Source organism: Allobosea sp. AK1, assembly GCF_006714945.1.
Classification (GTDB): domain Bacteria; phylum Pseudomonadota; class Alphaproteobacteria; order Rhizobiales; family Beijerinckiaceae; genus Allobosea; species Allobosea robiniae.
Genome location: NZ_VFMG01000001.1, coordinates 3504388 through 3524669 on the forward strand (window position 1 = coordinate 3504388; position 20282 = coordinate 3524669).

Sequence of the window (20282 nt, forward strand, 5' to 3'; positions counted from 1 at the left end):
GTCCGAGCGGGCATCGTTACAGCGACCTCGCGGCGGGTTCAACGCTTCCGGGGATGGTGCGTTCCATCAGAGCAGGCTGGCTAAACGGGCCGTGATCGCCTCGAACCCTGCTTCCTGGTCCGGCCAATCCAGGGTCAGGACTGCTTCCGGCAGGTCGGGCATGGCGCGCCTTGGCTCGGCGGGAACGAAGAGGGCGTTCTCGTGCCCGACGATGCGGGGCGACAACATGTCGGCATCGGACAGAATCCAGGCGACGGAGCTTTGGCCGGGCCGTCCGGCGGGGGGCGGCGCGGCGCCGACATGCAGGCGTATATCGGCGGCCGCCGCGAGCGGCCCGTTCCAATCCGATGGCGGGATCCAGTCGGCGCGCCAGCCGGCGCGGGCGAGCGCGGCCATGAGCGGGCCGAGCGCGACGGGCGGGGCCTGATCCGCCGCCCGGGCACACGGCCCGTCTCCCGTCACCGCGATGAACGGCACATCCGCCGGCTCCGACAGAAAACGCATCGCATCCCGGGCGCGGTGCTCGAAGCCATGCTTCTCCATGACCAGGCGGCGAAGCGCGGCCACGCGCGCCTGGCGACCGGGCTCATCCGCCAGCCATCGGCGAATCTGCCCGGTCAGGCCATGGGCATCCTGATAAGTCGGCAACAGGTCGCCGAAGGCCTCATATGCGCCTGCGATGCCATTGGTGATCGGCAGGGCGCCGGCGGCGATCGCGTCGTAGACCCGGCTGTTCACCGAGCCGCTATTGACCGTGACATGGTTGGCGTCGTCGATCACCAGTTTGGCGCTCGCGTAGATCGCGGGCATCCGCTCATAGGGTGCCGGGCCTTGCGCGGCCGCAGCAAGCTCCGGCACCGCCTCCCAGCCGGCGCCGAAAATGCGTACGGTGGCATCGAGTATTTCAGGCACGAGGCTGATTGCGATCTCGCGATGAACGCCCCAGTAGGAGCCGGTGAAGCAGATGTCGCAGGCGAGCGCGGCGTTGGGCTGAGCGGCCCCGAACAGGTGCAGGTTGGTCGCGATCCTGAGGAGCCGGGCCGGCAGTCCGGTATGCTCGCGAAAGCGCGCGCATTCGCGCTCGGAGGACATCCAGACCTCGTCGGCGCGCCGCCAGTTCCCGCTGTCCAGGAAGGCGTCGAAGCAGTTGCGGATCCAGAACACCACGCGGCAGGATGGCGAGAGGTTGCGGAAGCGCCGCGGGTCGCAATCGTCGCGCAGGCAGATGACGGCATCGATACCGGCCAAGTCCGCGCCGCCATCGGGGCCCCGGGGGATCAGCCGGAACTCCGCATGGGGCAGAATTCGCGACAATGCCGACCCGAATTCACGCCCGACGATCGCATCGCCCTCGAGGGCGTCGGTCTGCGTCGTCGTGACCAGCAGCGCGATGACCGGCGGTCTTGCGGAGGCGGCTCCGGCGGAGAGCGGATATGTCCTCAGGCGGTGAACCAGCCGGCGTGCGGGCGCTTCCGGCAGCGGGATGGGCGTCGTCGGCTGCGGGCCACGCAGCCGGAGGGTAGCGTGTGCTGCCAGGAGCGTCTCAGCTTCCGCAAGGGCGGCGATCAGTTCCATCGGGGTCTGTGGCGAATCCGTTTCCGGCTGGCAGGATCGTGCGAGGCCTCCCCAGGCCTGCCAGCGCCGTCGATCGATCAGGCTCGCCAGGGGCCAGTCGGCGCTGGCCACCGCCATGAAGTCGCCGGCCTCCGCGGCCTGCGCGAGCCAGGGCGAGGGCGGCGACGGTTGCAGGACCCTGCCCGTATGCGACAGGTCGAGCGACCAGCCCCAGCGGTCCGGCGCGCCCGGAACCTCCAGGGGGCGCGGCGGCTGCAGGACCGGGACCGCGAGAACGGCCCGGGAGGCGGCAAGGGCCCGCTCCATCGGGGCGAGAGCCGCGTTGTCCCATATGGTGGCCTCGCCGAGCACGAGCACGAGGTCCTGCTCGATCTGCGCGAGCGCGGCATCGAAGCGCTCGGGGAACCTCGCATCGCCCTCGCTGATCCGATGGACCGGCAGCCCCAGTCCGGCCATCGCGCGGCCTGTCTCGGCGCACCAGGCAGCATCGTCACCGCATAGCAGCAGCGCCGCTATCGATCGCGGCGCCGATGTCGACACCGTCTCGGCCAAGACAGCCGAAACAGCTTCTGTTGCCGGGGCGAGCAGGATGCCTGCGGACTGGGCGGGAAGGCGGCCGGTTGCGAACGCCGTTGCGCTGCCGCGCGCATGGGCGCTCAGCGAGGCATTCTCCGGCAGGCCGCGGGGCAGGGCGATGCGGAAGCCGTGGGCGCCCGTGCCGCCGATCGTCTCGGCCAGGTCGGCCCGCGGCTGGTCGGCGCAGCCGCAACCGACCAGTACTGCGTCGGCGAAAATATCGACGATCACCGTGCGATCAAGCTGGCCGGGACGCAGCGCCCAGCCTTCGACATGGCCGTCATCGAAGCCGAGAATGCGCCCGGCCACCTCGTCCTCACCCTCGATCGGCGCGGCTGCGTCCGGATGCGCCTCGCTGGCGTCGCTCCCTACGAGCGCATGCGTGCTCCACATCGGGTAAAGCTGCAACGCACCGGCATGAGTGGTTGTAAAGGCGATCTCGAATCCCGCTCCCTCGCGCTTCCAGCCTGTAAGGGCAATCGGGACGAGCACGCCGTTCGAGTCCGTCGCTCGCAGAGCTGGTGTGATCGTCAGCTGCTGATCGTCGACGAAACGGGCGATTCCGGCGCGGTCCCCGTTATGTCCCAGTGGCCCTAGCGTGAACTCGCCTTCGAAGCGCGCAGCATAAGGCAATGACAGCGAGGCCCGTGCCGGCGTGATGCCGCCCGTGAGGGCTTCGATCCGCACGTCGCGGCAATCCGTCGGGCGATCAGGTTCGGGGAAAGAAAAGACGCCGTCGATCTGGCGAGAACGCGACCCCGGCCGTGTTTCGACTTCTCCGCTCCACAACACGCAGCCATCGAGCACGATCCGCAATTTCGGCACCGGTGCGTCGGTGGCGATGTCGGCGACGAAGCGAACGGCCCGGCGTCGCGGATGCAAACCGGGGGGAAGAGGCACGGCGACGCGGGCTGCCGGGCGTGGAGGCGCGATTGCGGCAGGGGGCGACGATGGCGCCTCGATCGTGCCGCGAGGCGCCCGATCGCCGAACAGCGCCTCGAGCCGCGACAGCTCTTCTGCCGAGACGGCAGAGGCATCGAGCTCGGCGAGCCGGCGGAAGGCCTGGAGCGCGGCCGGGTCGCCGATCCGTTTCAGCAGATGGGCCTGGTGAAGGATTGCGTCGGGATCGTCTGGAGCGCGCGCGATGGCGCGGGCATAGGCTGCAAGGGCGTCCCGATGCCGGCCGGCCTCCTTCAGCGCATGGGCGTGCTGGACATGGATCGCCGGATTTGCGCCATCGATCTGCAGGAATCGTGCATAGGATTCGGCAGCCTCTGCCCAGCGGGCGTCATCGCGAAGCGCATCGGCTTCGGCTAGAAGCGCAGGGTCGGCAGAATGTGCGTGAGCGCCGGCGCCCCGGGCAGAGGAGAGCCATCTGACGAAACGCAACATGGAGATTCGCATACGTAATCAATACCGGTTTTTGCTCTCGCATATAGCGCTTTGATTGGGTAAAGCTCCCCGCAGCAAATTCGGCATTGCACAATACTCGCCTGCGCCGGCGATGCGTTGTGGTTCGACGCGGAGAAGGTCGAAGATATGGATTTGATGCGCTTTGCTCGCAAGTTTAGACCTTCACCAAGGAAGCTTTTTGCGGCTGGCGAGAGATATTCCGCGGGCGGCAAGGGCGATCAGCTCATCGTCGATTTGACCGCAAAGGCGGACGGCTTTCGTGACGCGCGCGCCTGGGGTGAGGCCGCGGAGACCTACGCCCAGGTTCTGGCGATCGTGTCCGGCGAGGCGGGCCTGTGGGTGCAATACGCCCATGCGCTCAAGGAGAACGGACAGCTCGCGGAGGCCGTGACCGCCTATCGGCGCGCGGCCGAGCTCGCGCCGGAGGATGCAGACCCCTGGGTTCATCTGGCGCATCTGCTCAAACGGCTCGACGATCCCGGCGCGCGCGAGGCGTTCGAGGCCGTGAGGGGCTTGTCTAAGGATCCTCGCATCCTCGCCGAGACGGATGAGGAACTGCAAATTCTCGTCCTGAAGGCTGCCGCCAAGCGCGGCCAGGAGAGCGAGGAGCCGCGTACCCAGCCTGACCGCCAAGTGGCAGGGCAGCCGAGCGCCCTGGAGGGCTCGGGCGGGCGCAAGGAACGCCTTGCACCGCAGCAATTCGCCGGAAGCGTCGACGGCGTCCGTAACGGCCGCATCATCGTCGGGCAGGCGCGCAGTATCGTCGGGGAAGGCCCGGCCAAAGTCATCGTCTCGAGCGGGGGGCGACAGATCGAGGGGCTCGCCTGCCATTTTTCGGCAGGGTCAGGCCATTTCGATGGTTTCCAGATCGAGCTGCCCGGCGATATCGCGATCGGTACGCCGGTCGACGTGTTTTTCGAGGATGGCACATCGCTTCCCGTGCCGAGCAGCGATGTTTCCATTGGAAGCGACGCGCCGGATCCGAACGAGGTCTTCGTCGACGCGGGTCTCGCCGGAGGCGTCCGGGGCTGGTTCGCCGTACCGTTCGAGCGCCTGTCGCGAATCTCGCTGAGGCTCGACGGCGCGCTGGCGGGGGCCGCCCATCTCCAGCCCAGGAGCCTTGCCGGCACCGATGCGGTTGCCTTCCACTTCACACCACCTCAGCTTTTCGTCGACGGTCGAACGCGCATTGCGGTCGTGGAGGCGCATACCGATGCCGGGATCGTCGAGTTGGCGCGCTTCCGCAAGGCCTTCGCTGCCGATGCGGCTCCGGGATTGCGGTGGGAGCGACTTGAGCTCGATGCGGGTTGTTTGATCGGCGCGATCTACGGAGCGCCTCGCCCTGATCTGAGCATCGTGCTCACCGCGCGGGATTTTCCGCTGACCTCGACATTCGCGGTCTTCGAGGAGGCGGATCTCTCCGCCGGTTTCGGCCGTGCGCGGTTCAGTCTCGACCTGAACGGCATCGGATCGCTCGATCTCGATGGCGAACTCGCTCTGGAAGCCCCAACCAGTCTCGCGCTCCAGAAACTCCCCCTGCCGTCATTGCTTGCCGCCGGGGCGCAGGTGGAACAGGTCTCGCCGGGCGTCTTCGATATCGCTCTGCCAATTCCAGTCAACGGCACGGCCATTGTCGAGGCGACGACGCAGCGAGGCGAGGCGCTGCGTCGAGCGATTCATGTGGCAGGTGCGACGGGTCTGCGGGCCGCTTTCGATAGGGCGGAGGATGGCTCCCCGGACAGTGCCGCAACATCCTCCGGTGTGCTGGCCAAGGGCGACACGATCGTCGCGCTCGGCCTGTTCGGTATGCCGGTGCGCTTGGACGGCGATGCGGAGGCCGGCAACCGGAAGGCACGCGCAATCGCGCCCAGAGCCTTGCGTGATCCGGATGTCCAGATGGCGCTTCGTGCCGGCGGTGGCGCATTCAGCGGCGATGGACGGATCAATGTCTGTGGCGCCTGGAATATCTCCGGCGGGCTGATCCGCGGCTGGGCCGCAAACCTGACGGCGATTGCCGAGCCGCTCGAGATCGTCATCGCAGCGGATAATGGGCGCTCCATCCGGGTGACGGCCGATGCGCCGGCCCACGCGCGGGAAGCGGGCTTGGCCGAGCCGCTGCCTTGCGGCTTTGCGGTGCCGCTCGCTCGGCTCCTGCAACCGGGCGAGCGCGCCGCGCTCACCCTGACATTCGAGGACGGGCAGCCCTTCGGGCCGCGGCGCGAGGATGCCCTGCCGGTCGATCCGCCGGGCGTTCCCGAAGCCGCAGGGGTGATCGACCACGCGCTCGCATCCGAGGGGATCGAGCGCGCCTTTCTGCTGGCCATTGCCCAGACCGACCGGCATCCGCAACTGGTCGCAAGGCGCCTGGTGCTGGACTGCCTCCTGCGTGATGCGACGGACGATCCCGCTGTTCTGTATGCATCCTTCGAGGACGTGCTGGGCGTAAGCGAGGTTCGGCGCGCCCTGGCCGGAGTTGAAGGCGTGGACAGAGCGGCGCGCCTCGCTTTGCTTCCGGCTGAATGGATTGCCGTCTTTTCCGAGGAGGCGCGCGCCGCGCTCGCGGAAGAGGCCGCCGCCGAGGGTGATCCCGACCGCCGCGCGCGCTGGCTTTGCCTGCGACAGCTTTTGCAGGTCCCACCAAACGATCTCGTGGAGGCGCTGGAGGCGACGGCTTCGGCGAAGGTGGTCACGGATGCCGATGCGCATGCCGACGACGATACGCTGCTTCTGCGTGGCGAGGTCGGCGTGGTGCGGTTGGCGGGCGCTGTCAGCTGGCCCGTCCTGGCCTATCTGTCGGGCGCGCAGCAGATCGTCAGCTTGCAGGGGCATCGGTCCCGCTTCGACGCGCGGCGCCTGCTGATCGGAGGGCGCCTGGAGGGCGGACGACGAGCCGCTCAGCCGGCACTGGCGATGGCGGAATTCCCGGTCGTCGAAACGGAGGCGGCAGAGGCGCCGCAGACCGGGACGATCAGTGTGATCGATCTGCGCGAGGAGGCGCCGGAGACGTGGGTGGAGAGCGCCCGCGCGCGGCTGGCCGCCATAGCAAGCGAGACGGCGCCCGACGAGCCGGTGCTGGTGATCAGTCCAGACCTCCCTTATGGCGCCTCCTATCGTGACGATGCATTGCGGGCCTATGAACGGGCCGGCCGTCGCAGTACCGCCTTCGCCGCGATGACCTGGGATCTGCGCAAGGGGGTCTTGCAACGTATCCCCGCTGGCGACCATGCCACGATCGCGCGGATCGATCTTGCCGTTTGGCGGGCGGACGACCTGGCCAAAATCGTGTCGGACGATCTTCCTCTCGTCATTCCGGAGCAGGCGCTGCCGGTTGCCGAGGGCGCAGCCTTCCAGCGCAGTCAAGCCGAATTGCTGGCCTGGATGGAAGGCGGGATCAGCCATGCAAATCTCGACCGGATCGTCCAGGCCGAGCGGCATCAACTGGCCAGGCTCAACCACATCGCTGCCGCGGAAGCTGCCGCTGCGCTTCCGGCGGCCACGCTCCCCACGGCGCTTGAGGTCGCCGAGCGCCTGATCCAGCTCGGCCTTCCGCAATTGGCGCACCGGGGGATGAAATCTGCCCTGGCGGCGCCCACCCTGCTTTCGGGGGCCGTCGAGGACGCGCAGCTCGCGGCTCTGGCGAGCCTGTCTCGCCGGCTTAGCCTCGAACCGGAATTCGCGGCTGCCTTCTGCCCACAGGCACCCCATCTGGCACGCAACTGCCCGGGTGCTCTGACCGCCGTCGGCGAGGCACTCGCTGCGACGCTGGAGCCCGAGGCCCTAACCAGCATGTTCGCCCTCATGTTGCAGGGTGGCTTGGCGTCCAAGAGCGCGCGGCCGGTCTTCCGGGTCTTCGATCTGATCGCCCGCTATTGCTCGCCGAGCACGATCTGGACGGCGCTGGTCCAGATCGACGACAGTCGTCCGGCGCTGCTATCAGACCCGGATTTTGCGCGGATCGTTGCAACCGCCATCGTCGCCAACGATCTCCAGCCCGATCTGAGGCTGCGCAGCAGCGGGCTTGCATTGGCCGATTTCCTGGGTTTCGCGGACCCTTCGGCCGTGCTCACAAGCAGCCTGCGCTCTGCCGATCCGGAGGCGGTCCGGCAGGCGGTGACCCGCTTCTTCGCATCTGGCCGGACTGTGAAGGAATTCGCCGCGCTGACGCGCACCTATTCTGTCGAATTGCAGACGATGGGCTTGCGCTGCGCGGATCTCATCGACCCATCGCGGTTCGACGAACGCGACCACCTGCTGGCCGCCGTGCTGCTGGGCGACCGTGAGACGATGCAGCAGTTCGTGTCGCGATTGCCGGCGGAAACACCGATCGAAGCACCGCTTTACCTGGCGGCCCAGACCCGGCTCGATGATTTCTCCGACTTCAACCGGACGATCGCGCGGCTGTGCCGGGAGCGCGGCGTCGAGCCGGTCGCTTTCGGAACGGGTGGACTGGCAACCGTCTTCAGCGGAATCGCGACGGCCGAAAGGGCGGCGCGGCCTGCGGCGGTCCATGCCGGCAAGGTCACGGTGATCTGCTCGGTGTTCAATCCGGATCTCGATCTGATGCGGCAGGTGATGCTGTCGCTGGCGTCGCAGAGCTATTCCGACCTCGATGTGATGGTGATCGACGACGGCTCGAACGAGATCGAGCCGGAGCTGATCCAGCAGGCCGCCCTCATCGACCGGCGCTTCCGCTTTCACCGCATGGCGCGCAATGTCGGCCCCTATGAATGCCGGAACTGGGCGATCCGCCATTCGGAGGCGCCGTTCATTGCCATCAACGACTGCGATGATTTTGCCCATCCGCAGAAGATCGAAACCCAGATCGCGACGATGACGGACAACCCCCATGTCAGGCTGAGCACCACCGCCCATGTCAGGCTGGACTATCAGGGGCGCCCGCAGCTCGAGCATACGCTCGAGATATTCGGGGATGGTCCGATGACCTCGGTCTTCCACCGCTCGCTCTTCGACCAGTTCGGCCTGTTCGCGTCGGTTCGCTCGCGCGGTGACGTCGAGTTCCGCGAGCGGGTCCGCAACTGGGCCGGTGTCCATGCGATCCACCACGATCCCTGCCCGCTGATGTATTGCCTGGCGACACCGCAATCCCTGTCGAACACGGCTGCGTCCACCCGCGGCCACTATCTCGCATTGCTGCGGGACACCTTCATGAAGCGGGCGGAACTATTGGCGCTGGGCGCCGAGACGGCCGAAGCGCTGCCGCTCACAGTTCCGTTCCCGCTCAGGCCGACCAGCGCGAGCCTGTGATCCCGCGAGCTTCGCCAGACAACCGCCACACCGTTGCCGAGACTGTCATGCCCAGCCCATCGTCGACCGCCGAACCGATCACGATCAGCCTGACGACCATTCGGGCGCGTTTGCCGACGCTTCACCTCACGCTCGAATCGCTGGCGCAGCAGAGCTACCCCAGCCTGACGATCCGCCTCTATGTGTCGCGCGACGCCTTTCTTCTCGACGAGGGCATCGACGCGCTGCCGGATGCGTGCATGCGGGTGATCGAGGAGCATGCGCCGCGGATCGAGGTCCATTTCGTGCGCAATATCGGCTCCTACCGCAAGCTCGTGCCGCTGCTCGAGGAGCGGCTCGGGCAATCCTCGCTGGTGGTCACCGCCGACGACGACACGCTCTATCCTCCGAGCTGGGTTTCGGACCTGTATTTCCATTATCGGTTGCAGAACTGCATCGTCTGCTATCGCGGCCACCAGATGGCCTATGACGACAGCGGATGGATCAACTACCGCTCCTGGATGCGCCGCCCGCCGGGCGCCTCCAGGAGCGTGCTGAACCTGCCGACCGGCAAGGACGGCGTGCTCTACAACACCATCTTCTTCCATCCGGACGTGCTCGACATGCAGCGCGGCGTCGCGCTGGCGCGCACAGTCGACGATCTCTGGTTCAAATGGCACAGCGCGATCCTCGATGTGCCGGTTTTCATGATTCATGCCGACTACCGGGTCAATTCATTGCCCGAAACGACCAAAGACCATTCGCTCTACAAGAACTTCAACGAGCAGGGCGGCAATGACCGCGCCATTGCCGCGATCGAAGCCGATTTCAGGACACGCTACGGCGACACTCTGCTTGGCGAGATCCGGCGCCGAGAGATTTAGAAATAATATCCTTGACATAGGAATTATTTCATATATACAGGATTCCACTCAGGGAGTCCGTCATGTCTGCATTCTCGACACCGCGTCTCGGCCTGCCATTCCTCGCCGCTGGCCAAGCGCAGAAGCATGTCACGCATAACGACGCGCTGATGGCGCTTGACGACATCGTCCACCTGTCAGCCAAGGCCATGGTGAGCGCATTGCCCGCCGAGGCTGAGGCGGGCGATCGCGTGCTTCTGCTCGCCGCAGCCGGGGGTGGGGCAGTTGGTGACATCGCCGAGAAGGAGGAAGGCGGCGGCTGGCGCTTTGTCCCGCCTCGCCCCGGCTGGGTCGCCTTCCTGGAGCAGGACGGTGCGCTGAAGGTCTGGTCCGAGGGTGCATGGCGGCCGGTCAAATCGCAGCTGGCCGACAGCCTCGGCATCAACACGCAAGCCGCGCTTCCCGCGCGCCTGGCAGTGCGCTCGTCTGCCGCGCTGTTTCATGCCGCGGCGGAGGAAAGCGGCGATTGCCGCGTCGCGGTGAGCCGGATCGCCGTCGAGAACACGGCAAGCGTGCTCTTCCAGACCGGCTTTTCCGGCCGAGCCGAAATCGGCCTCACCGGCTCGGCGGCGTTCGAGCTCAAGCTGTCGGAGGATGGTGCGGCCTGGACGTCGAGCCTGATGGCGACGCCGCTCGAGCTCGATTTGCGCACGGCGGATCGCACGCGTCTTCACTTCACGTCGGAAGGCCATCTCATCACCTCGCTGACCGGCGACATCAGCAACATCGCCGCGGCCTTCTCGGTGCGGCCGACCTTCCAGATGAACAATACCTCGGCGGGGTCCGGCATTCTGTTCAGCCGTTGGGTCGGCAGCTCCGGCGGGCCGAACGGCATCGTCTTCGCCAAGAGCCGTGGCGGCGCCATCGGGACGCACGCGGCCACCGCCGCAAACGACGCGCTCGGCGGCATGCATTTCGAGGGCAGCGATGGGACGGCGTTCCTCCGCGCCGCCTCGATCAACGCCGCTGTCGACGGAACGGTGAGCAGCGGCGTGGTACCGGGCCGGCTGAGTTTCTCCACGACGCCGGCGGGCGGGATCCTGACCGAGCGTTTGCGACTGACGGGGGCGGGCGATCTCGGCCTTGGCGTAACGGCGCCGCATGCGCGGCTCACGGTTGCCGGGGCGGTGTCGCCGGCCGTCGACAATGCTCATAGCCTCGGCAGCGCGAGCTATCGCTGGGCCAGCGTTTATGCGGCGGGCGGCGTCATCCAGGCCTCCGACGAGCGGCTCAAGACGGATGTGTGCGATTGTCCGCTCGGCCTCGACTTCGTGCTGACCTTGCGGCCGAAACTGTTCCGTTGGCGCGAAGGCGGCAGGCTCGTGGAGGAGCGGGCCGAGCCGGCGCCCGCGCTGGGGGCAGGGGAGGCCGGAGAGCCGGCGCAGATCCGGGCCGTCGCGACCACCCGCGAGGGCAGCCGCTATCATGCCGGGTTGATGGCGCAGGAGGTGCGGGCGGCGCTGGAGGCGGCCGGCGTCGACTGCGGAATCTGGTTGCAGGACGATCCCGCCGATCCCGACAGCCGCCAGTCGCTGCGCTACGATCAGTTGATCGCCCCGATGGTGCAGGCGATCAGGGAGCTTTCGGCGCGCGTCGACCGTATCGAGGCAGCATCACGCGGGTAGGCGTCCCGGCTGGATCACTCCTAAGCTCGCTTAGGCAACCAGTGGGCACGGCACCAACAAGTATACGAGCTGACTGAAACATCTTGCCGGCCGGCTACCTCAATGAGCATTCGGGATGACGCCAGGTCGCGAAGCCTTGATGGTAAGGCGACTCCGTCCGAGCGGTATCCACCATAGAGCCTATTTCTTCTTCACGAAGTGGAACACGGTGTGAGACGTCAGCGATGTCGCGGCGGCGGCTAGCTGCGCCGGCGAATAGGCCTTGGTCATGTCGATGCGCTCGAAATCCTCGAAGAGCGACAGCAAACGTTCTTCCGTATCGCGTGTACCGAAGGAGCGTACGTGGTCGTACTGGCCGAAAAGCCGGTCACGCTCGTCATGCGGCATGGCGAGATTCATGTCCTCCCGATACCAATCGGAGAAGAACGGAATACAGAAAGTATGGAAGCCTCCCGGCGCAAGCGCCATATTCATCTGCTTGACGATGCGGTGAAGGTCACCCGGGACATGTTCGAAAACGTGGGCGTGAACGAAACCCTGCACGGAATTGGGTGCGAAGAAATCGAGTGGGCGAGAGAGATCAACCTGCTGCATCGGCTGCTTCACCCAGGCATATTCTGCGGGCGCGAAATCGGCCGCCCGGTATGTCTTGGGGTATTTCGCACTCAAAAATTCGAGGATGGCCATCTCGGGAGCGAAATGGACCACCGGTAGATCGTTCGGTGGGGGAGTAAGGTCGCGCAACGCGATATACATGAAGCGCGTGCGCTCCATCGAGCCGCATCCCGCGCAGCGCACGTTCTTGCGCTTGCGATAATCACCGAACGCGGTTGATCAGCACACCGGGCACCGGGGTGCTGGAGTCTCGTCTCTCAGGCGCGGGCCGATATCGGCGATCGTCATGCTGGCTCTCCATCCCGTTTCGCCGCCTTGAAGATCAGGTGTCCGCTGTAGGCAACCTTGCGGTGTACGATCTGCTTGACCGAGGCTTTCTGTCGTCTCATTTGGCGCTCAATCCGCTTGTTGAACGGTGATTCCGAGGCGAAATACTTCGCGTAGCGCTCCTTGCGCCCATCGAGCGAACGATGCATCAAGGTCAAGCCGTCGATGCCGGGCCGGTATTCCAGTACTCCCATGCCGGCGGCCTCCAGCAGCTTGGACCATCCGTAAAGCGTGTAGTTCCAGTAGCTGAACGAATGATAGGGCTCGAGTTGCGAGGCAGAGCCGACGAAATGGCCGTTGGGCCGCAGCACCCGTGCGATGCTTCTGAGAAGCGACAGCGGATTGGCCACGTGCTCGAAAACCTGATGCGAGAACACCATATCAAAGCTGGCGTCAGGGTAGGGTAGGTTCACGCCATCGAATGTATCGAAACGGGCATCATGGCGGCGGCGGGAGTCGACCTCCGGAGAATGATCTATATCGACGCCGGTATAATCCACCTGCGGGTCGATGGAGCGGAAGAAGTCGACGCCGCGGCCGTCCCCGCATCCGAGGTCGAGAACCTTGAGATCCACGCCTTTCCGCCAGGTTTCTTTAGCTAGACGCCAGCTTGTATACTGATCAGTGTGATCTTCCGGAATTGTCGGGCCGACGACACGCCAATACTCGTCCATATCGTTCCATTTCGACTGTGAGGAAGGTGTCTTTCACGTCTGTCGAGGTGATAGACGCCCTGACGATACTGCGTCAATTCGGTTTTGACTCCGAAAGCGTGCTGATGCCCGGTCACGGTGAAAAGCCGGGAGAAAACACGTCGAAGCGTCCGCTCTCCAGCCGTTGAACCATCAGGTCGAGGCAAGCTGCGACATCCGGGTAGGGCAGGTCCCTGATCAGTTCGTCGCCATAGTCCCACCAGCGCAGCGCCATCAGGCGGGCGACGACGGCATCAGGAAACCGGGAGCGTAGCCGGCGTGCCGGAACGCCGGTCACGATCGTGTAGGGCGAAACGGGGCGGGTCACCACCGCACCGGCCCCGATGATGGCGCCGTCGCCGATCGTCACCCCAGGCATGATCACGACGTTGTCCCCGATCCAGACGTCATTACCGATCACGGTCGCCTCCTCCGCGCCTCGCGGAGTGGGAAGCCCGGCGCCGGCAATGTCCGGTTGCAGCACGACCGGATGAGTCGTGAGCCAGTCTATCGGGTGACGGGCCGCGCCGATGGTGCAACGGCGGCCGATCGAGCAATAGCGGCCGATCGCCGTGTGCTCACGGATGACGCTGTCGTTCGCGTAGCTGCGATAGCCTACCTTGACCGGTGCGAAGACGAGGCAGCGATGGAGCACGGCTTTTGGCTCCGTCAGAACTTGTGCCTGTCCCGCCATCGCAGGTCTCCGTGGGATTGAACGACGCGGTGTGTCAGCCGCCGCAGGGGAGTGGCGATGGCGGCCGGTATCGGGCGATGTCGCGGCTGTCGCAGGTGGCGCGTGCCGGAGTTGCCCGCACGGCCCTGATCGCGGCGTCGTAGCGCCAAAGCGGGGAGCCGCAAGCGAGGCCTTGCTGCGCCAGCGCAACGAGGCGCGGGCGCTTGCCCGCTTCCGTCATGATCTGGAAGAGCAACTCCGTCGCGTGCACATGATAGTGGCAGTCGAGCGTGCCGCGGCCGAGATAATAATAGGCTGGCGCGCTCTGCCTGCCGAGCCTGGCCCCGTAGAAGGCAAGGCTCTGGCGCGAACCCGGTGGGAAATAGCCGTCGAGCGTCGGTGTCGACGGGTCGGTGCCGGCGAGCAATTGTCGCAACGCCGCCTCGACAGTCGCGTCGAGGCGCTGTTCGAGTTCCGGCGGCAAGGCGAAGCGGCCATTGGCGATCAGGAGCAGGTCGCGGATCGCGTGCAGATCCTGGTTCAGCGTGCCGCCTTCGCTGCCGCTCCAGTCGCGCCGCGTCACCGAGTGGAACCAGGCGCACTCCTTGTCTCCGCAGGGCGTGCGGCGTACGAAACCGCCTGACTCGACCGGGTTCAGCAGGGCCTCGATCGCCCTGACCGCCAGCTCGCGGTACCAGTTAGCCGCGGCGGATGTATCGCCCACCTGCGCCAACCGGGCGAATTGCAGGAGAAAATAGGCGACCCCGCCCTGCCCCATGGCATTGAAGGCCTCGCCGCGCTGGTTACGTTCGACCAGCAGTGCCGCTGCGCCGTCGCGTGGCGCAGCCTGAGAGGGCTGCATGATAGCGAACTCGACATAGCGGCGGGCGAAGTCGGCGCTGGCTTGCCGCGCCGTTGGATCCTTCGCGCTCGCCGCCCAGACATCGCGAAGGTTGCGCATGCACTGGGCCGCATCGTGCCAGTTCGGCTTCGGCACCGCCGGATCGACGATGCAGGCCGGACGCACGCAGACCTCGCGGCGTTCGGCGAGCGGACAGAAAGGAGCGGGCTGGGCTCCGGCCGGCAATGAGGCGAGTGCGGCGACAATAAGCCCCGCAATGGCTCCGGCGTGGCTGATAGCTGCGATGATCCGCGTCCGACACATGAACGCCGCCGCCCGGATCGGAGAACGCCTGAAGGGGAGGTGCATTCTGCTAATTCTGGCCGACATGGTCTTCGACCAGGCGGAAGGTCAGGAAGCCGAGGCCTGTCATCACCAGCGCCCATGCCCAGGCATAGGCGGGCGTTGCGTAGGTCGGGATCTCGGGGCCGAAATATCCGCCTCGGATCAATTCATAACTGTGAACGAGAGGCACGTACCAGATGATGTCCTTGGCGGCATCCGGGAGCCAGCCCACCATGAAAAAGGCTCCGCCGAACGGCAGAAGAAAATACTGGAACGGCCCGACGAGCTTCTCGACGATCTCGGAGAGTTCGCTGAGCGCCGCGATCATGAGGCCGGCGCCGAAACCGAGCGCGCCCATGAGGAACCAGCCATGGAGCATGTCGGCCCAGTCATAGGCTTCGGGCAAGGAGCCGATCGCTTGCAGGAACAAGTAGACGATCAGGGCACTGGCCGAAATCGAAATGAAATCGAGTATAAATCGCGTGAAGATGGCATCCAGGAGATGGATGTCCCGGAAAATGACGAGATGCTTGGCCCCTCTCAGAAGGTGCTGCATCGACGACAGATGCCGCCACAGGAGCAAGGGCAGATATCCGGTGTAGGCGAGGGCGACGACGTTGGTGCCGTGCGTGAGGCTGCCCTTCGTAACGGACCAGACGATCATGACGCCGCTGCAGAACAGCATCGGTTCGGCGATGACCCAGAGGAAGCCGATATTCCCTCGACCGTATCGCCCGACCAGATAGCGCACGATCAAGGCCTGGTAGACCCGTTGTTTGACCGCTAGCGTATCGCGCAGGGTGGGTTGGCTGGACAAATCGGGGCTCGCCTTCGGCTGTTCGATCGCTGTCGTGCCTTGGGGTATCACGCTTCCTTCGGATCGGCCAAGCTGATCCGGGGCGTTGCCAGGGCTACCGGCCATTCTCCCGGCGTGCCGGGCGCTTTGCGGTGAAGCCGGCCGTTATTCCGCCTCTGCAGGGTGGAGTTGTGCTGAGGGGCTGCTCGCCACGGCCTTGCCCGCCGGCGCGAGCTGTTCATCGAGGTAATGCAGGACAGCAGCATCCGTCGTGGGGCGATAGGCGCGGAACGGCGCGAAGGCCTCGGACCAGTTGGGATTGACGGTCGGGTCGAGCTTGAGCTGGGCGGGCCAGCGTGCATTGAAGCGCCTGTCCTCCGCAGCGGCACGGGCCGCCTGCGAGATATCGGCGGCATACCTGCCGCGCGTCTTGGATTCGTGGTGGATCAAGGTGATGTGCGGTGTGTAGAGGGTGTCGTGGCCCAGCTCGCGCAGTCGCAGGCAGAAATCGATGTCGTTGAACGCGAGAGGAAAATCCGGGTCGAAACCGCCAAGCGCCTCGTATTCGGCCCGGCCGGTCGCCAGGAAGGCGCCGGTAACGGCCTGGGCCTTGCGCCGGCGCTGCCAGCGGCCCGCAGGGCCGGCTGCGCTCTCTGGTTCGCCACGGCCCTCATGCTCAGGGCGACCTGCCCATGAGCAGAGAATCCCGGCATGCTGCATGGTCCGGTCCGGGTACAGGAGCTTCGCCCCCGCTGCGCCGACGCCATCGAGGGCCAGAACCGCGCGGAGCTCATCGTCCCAATGTTGCGTCAGCATCTCCATGTCATCATTGGCGAAGAGCAGGATCTGCGCCTCCCCGAGTTCGGCCACGGCGCGGTTGTTCAGCCGCGACCAGTTGAAGGCCTCGTGATCCCGCAGGATTTTGACGCCGTCGCCCGCCAGTCGCGCGAGCGCGGCTAATCCCTCTCCGAGAGCGCCGTTGTCGACGACGACGATCGACAGCGCTTCGGGGTGGCGGGCTGTTGCCCGCAGAGAGCGGACGAAGCGCTCCGCATCCTCGGCATGGTCGCGGGTCGGGATCACGCAGCCGATATTGACGGGTGTGCCGCTCCGGATCGGCGCGGGCGTGGGGGGCGAGGCCGGCACGCCGCCAAGATCGCAAGCCAGAAAAAGCGGGATGTGCAGCGGCGCTGTACGATTCGCTGCCGCTGCTCCGAGGGCCGCGACGGTCGGCAACAGGCCGGCTTGCGCGGTGGCAATCTTCTCCAGCGTCTCGCGCCTCAGAGCGAAGGCGCTGCCCGGTTCGGCGGTGCCCCCATACGAATCGTGGCGCGAACGCAGGATCGGTTCGTGACGTTCGATTTGCCCATGCGCGGAAAGGCGCCCGCTTTCGCCGTCGGCATACGCGGTCTCGGCACGCTCGAGCGCGAGGGCGAACCAGCCCGGCGCGGCCGCATCGGGGACGGCTTCACCGTCCAGGATCAGGAGGCCGTGGCAGTCATGCTCGACGAGGAGTGAGGCCAGCGCCGGAAGCGTCAGCCCGGCCCTGCAGAGCAGGTGCCTGCCTGCCTCGGGCGCTGCCCGGCGCATGATGTCGTCGCTTCGGCGCGCGTCGGTTCCGGTTGCAATCAGCATAACGTGCCGGCTTGCCAGTGCGATCAGCGCATCGAGCCGGGTATGGAAGCTGTGGTCCGTCCCGACGTCGGCATCGAACAGGATGGCCAGGCGGAAGTGCTTTCGGGGGGGCGGTGCGGCCGGCGATGGGTAGTGACGCCGGAAAAGATCATGGAGCTCGGATGGGAACGCGGAGCCGGCCGAGACGGACGGCAGTAATCTCTCGATCCGGGAGAAGTTGTCCCTCAGCCCGGCAAGAGCGTCCGCGAGGGAAAAGAGGGCGGAGGGCTCCCCGCGTTCGAGCGCGGCGAGTGTCCGGTGGATATGGTCTTGCGGCTCGCCCTGCCAGGCGAGTTCATCGTGAGCTGCTCGGTTGACCGGATCTCGCCGCAGTGCCTCGCGAAAGCTCTCGCGAGCTTCCTCTATCCTGCCTGCCATTTTCAGGGCACGACCGAGCTGAAGCGGAATATCGGCATCTTCCGGCCGCTCCAGCTGCGCCTGGCGGTAATCCAGTTCGGCAGCTGCGAGTTCGCCCGAATCCTTCAGCATGTTCGCACGCTGAACGCGCCAATGCGCCGCGTGGGGGGCGAGTGCGAGCGCTTCCTGATAGAGCGCTGCGGCAGCGGCCGTATTGCCGGCATCCCGCTCGGCATCGGCGCGGTGTGCCAGATTTTTGGCCGTAGCCGAAGGAGCGATGCTGACGATCCGCCGGCGGGCCTCCTGCAGGGCGGATATCAGCATTGTCTGACCCGGCTCAGCCCGCAATGCGTTCTGAAGCAGGGTAGCCGCCGCTTCCACCCGCTCGCCGTCGATCAGAAGGCGCGCGGCTGAAAGGGCCTGCTCCGGTGTTGGCCGTAAGCCTCCCTCGACGACGAGCGCTGCCAGCGCCTGTCGGTCGCGTTTCCGGAGGGCCTGGGCGAACCGACGATTTTGCAGCGATGTATGAAGTCGCAGGAGAATACTCATCGCTTCTCTGTCGTCTCCCGCCCGCTCCTGCCGCCGCTCGTCAATTCAATCGCGGGCCGACCGATCGAAACCGGCGCGGCCTGTGCAACGATCGCGGGCAATCTGCCATGCGTTCGTGCTCACATGTTATGACTCGGCGGGCAAGAGCCTACCGTTCGCCTGGCCCGATAGGCTATCCCCCAGCGGTTGAGGGTGCAGGAAACGGCAAATCGACCCGCAACCCTCGCCAATGTGTCAGATTCCGCGGATCAAGCCGCCGTCGATGCGGATTTTCGCGCCCGTCACATAGCTCGCGCGTTCGCTGGCGAGGAAGGTGACGACATCGGCGAATTCCTGCGGCTTGCCGTAGCGGCCCGCGGGGATCGTCGCGATAGAGGCTTTGGCCACGGCATCGCGGGTGCCGCCGCTGCGAGCTGCCGCAGCATCGTCGAGCTGGTCGACGCGCTCGGTGTGGATGCGGCCGGGCAGCACGACATTGACCGTGACCCCGCTGCCCGCGACCTCCGAGGCCAGCGTCTTCGACCAGCCGATCACGGCGGCGCGGATGCCGTTGGAGAGGGCAAGCCGCGGAATCGGCTGCTCGACGCCGGAGGAGGCGATGGTGACGATGCGGCCGAAGCCGCGCTCCGTCATCCCCGGCAGCAGGCGCTGCGCCAGATGGAACAGGTTGGCGGCCATCCCTTCAAAGTGCTTCAGCCAGTCGTCGCGCTTGGCATCGCGCGCCTCGCCCGGTGGCGGGCCGCCGGAATTGCCGATCAGGATATCGACGCCGCCTTCCGCGATCAGCTTGTCGGCGAGAGCATCGATCGAAGCGAGATCGGTGAGGTCGAGCTTCGCGGCGCTGGCACGGCCGCGCTGGTCGGCCGGCAGGTCGGCGATCCAGCTCTCGGTCGCATCGCTGCTGCGCGCGGCGGCGATCACCGTCGCGCCCTCCGCAGCGAGCGTCTGCGCGATCACCGCGCCGAGCCCGCGGCTGGCGCCCAGTACAAGGGCGCGCTTTCCGGCAAGTCCCAGATCCATCAGCCGATCTCCTTGAGGCGGCGCTCCTGCCGCGCGACGAGCCGTTCGATATCGGCGATATCCACCTTCGACAATGCCCCGCCTGGCTTGCGCAGTGTGGCCGCGGCGATCGCGCCGCGCTTCGCCAGCGTATATTTGCGGATGGCGAGGCCGAGGCCGGGCTGCTGCTCGTAGCGCGCCAGCGGTAGATAGGCGTCGAACAGGTCATGTGCCCGCTCGACCTGGCCGGCGGCATGCGCCTTCCAGACATCGACCATCATCTCGGGATAGGCGAAGCCGGTCATGGCGCCGTCGGCACCGCGCGACAGTTCCTCCGGCAGGAACATGCCGCCATTGCCGACGAGGATCGAGATGCGCCGACCGCCCTTGTCACTGGCCGCGCGCAGGGCCGAGATCTTGGCGAGACCCGGCCAGTCCTCATGCTTGAGCATGACGCAGGACGGATGCGCGGCGATGATCTTGAGGATCACGGCCGCCGTGATCTGCACCTGCGTGACCAGCGGGAAATCCTGCAGGACGAAGGGCGTCTTCGCGCCCAGCGTCTCCGCGACCATCGCGTAATAGGAAACGATCTGGTCGTCGGTGCGCAGATTGGAGGGCGGAGCGACCATGACGCCGGCCGCGCCATCGCCCATCACGCTCTCGCTGAGCTCGGCCATCGCGGCGAAGCCCGCTGCCGAGACGCCGGCGACGACCGGCACGCGGCCGTCGACCCGCTTCAGCACGCGACGCACGAAGATGCGGGATTCCTCCGCCGTCAGCTTCGGGGCCTCGCCCATCATGCCGAGCACGGTGAGGCCGGTCGCGCCCTTCTCCAGGTAGAAATCGACCATGCGATCGGTGCTGTCGAGATCGAGTGCGCCGGTTTCGGTGAAGGGCGTGACCGCAATGACGTAGACGCCATCAGCGGTTTCATCGAGCAGAGCCATGGTGGTCCTCAGTTGTTGGTGGAAGGGCAATCATCTGCCCGGATGAAGAGGTTCTTTCCCGTCGGGCGAGCACTGCGCCCGACAGGCCTGATCGCCTTCCGGCCTTGC

Annotated in this window: 12 protein-coding genes; 3 read left to right on the plus strand and 9 right to left on the minus strand. The window is 66.2% G+C overall.

Going from position 1 to position 20282, the window contains the following annotated elements; genetic code table 11:
- Window positions 1-66: 66 nt before the first annotated feature.
- Entirely contained in the window at window positions 67-3543 is a 3477-nt protein-coding gene (locus FHT98_RS17015; protein WP_185745195.1) for a glycosyltransferase, read from the minus strand.
- Between the two features lie 255 nt (window positions 3544-3798).
- Here FHT98_RS17015 and FHT98_RS17020 point away from each other — a divergent pair, with 255 nt between their 5' ends.
- The 3 genes from FHT98_RS17020 to FHT98_RS17030 all read left to right on the plus strand — a co-directional run bounded on the left by FHT98_RS17020 (window position 3799) and on the right by FHT98_RS17030 (window position 11356).
- Window positions 3799-8829: a glycosyltransferase gene (locus FHT98_RS17020; protein WP_185745196.1), complete on the plus strand. Its 5031-nt coding sequence runs from the start codon at window positions 3799-3801 to the stop codon at window positions 8827-8829.
- 47 nt (window positions 8830-8876) lie between these two features.
- Window positions 8877-9692, plus strand: a complete 816-nt coding sequence (locus tag FHT98_RS17025; protein ID WP_142114731.1) for a glycosyltransferase family A protein — start codon at window positions 8877-8879, stop codon at window positions 9690-9692.
- A gap of 62 nt (window positions 9693-9754) precedes the next feature.
- Window positions 9755-11356: a DUF2793 domain-containing protein gene (locus FHT98_RS17030; RefSeq protein WP_142114732.1), complete on the plus strand. Its 1602-nt coding sequence runs from the start codon at window positions 9755-9757 to the stop codon at window positions 11354-11356.
- A gap of 180 nt (window positions 11357-11536) precedes the next feature.
- Here FHT98_RS17030 and FHT98_RS17035 read toward each other — a convergent pair whose 3' ends face one another.
- From FHT98_RS17035 to FHT98_RS17070, 8 genes are all read right to left on the minus strand, one after another.
- On the minus strand, window positions 11537-12130 hold the full coding sequence (locus FHT98_RS17035) for a class I SAM-dependent methyltransferase (protein ID WP_142114733.1): 594 nt from the start codon (window positions 12128-12130) through the stop codon (window positions 11537-11539).
- Window positions 12131-12255: 125 nt separating this feature from the next.
- On the minus strand, window positions 12256-12972 hold the full coding sequence (locus tag FHT98_RS17040; protein ID WP_142114734.1) for a class I SAM-dependent methyltransferase: 717 nt from the start codon (window positions 12970-12972) through the stop codon (window positions 12256-12258).
- Between the two features lie 112 nt (window positions 12973-13084).
- Window positions 13085-13645 (minus strand): CatB-related O-acetyltransferase, encoded by a 561-nt coding sequence (locus tag FHT98_RS26655; RefSeq protein WP_185745198.1) that lies wholly within the window; start codon window positions 13643-13645, stop codon window positions 13085-13087.
- A 73-nt stretch (window positions 13646-13718) separates the two neighbouring features.
- Window positions 13719-14828, minus strand: a complete 1110-nt coding sequence (locus FHT98_RS17050; protein ID WP_142114736.1) for a hypothetical protein — start codon at window positions 14826-14828, stop codon at window positions 13719-13721.
- Between the two features lie 49 nt (window positions 14829-14877).
- A complete protein-coding gene (locus tag FHT98_RS17055; RefSeq protein ID WP_142114737.1) occupies window positions 14878-15771 on the minus strand; it encodes an ABC transporter permease in 894 nt (297 codons plus the stop codon).
- Between the two features lie 39 nt (window positions 15772-15810).
- Window positions 15811-18225: a glycosyltransferase gene (locus FHT98_RS17060; protein ID WP_142114738.1), complete on the minus strand. Its 2415-nt coding sequence runs from the start codon at window positions 18223-18225 to the stop codon at window positions 15811-15813.
- Window positions 18226-18459: 234 nt separating this feature from the next.
- Window positions 18460-19245 carry an SDR family oxidoreductase gene (locus FHT98_RS17065; RefSeq protein WP_142114739.1) on the minus strand — a complete coding sequence of 262 codons (786 nt, stop codon included), beginning with the start codon at window positions 19243-19245 and terminating at the stop codon, window positions 18460-18462.
- Window positions 19245-20174 (minus strand): dihydrodipicolinate synthase family protein, encoded by a 930-nt coding sequence (locus FHT98_RS17070; RefSeq protein ID WP_142114740.1) that lies wholly within the window; start codon window positions 20172-20174, stop codon window positions 19245-19247. Before FHT98_RS17070 ends, FHT98_RS17065 begins: the two co-directional genes overlap by 1 nt.
- Window positions 20175-20282 lie beyond the last annotated feature (108 nt).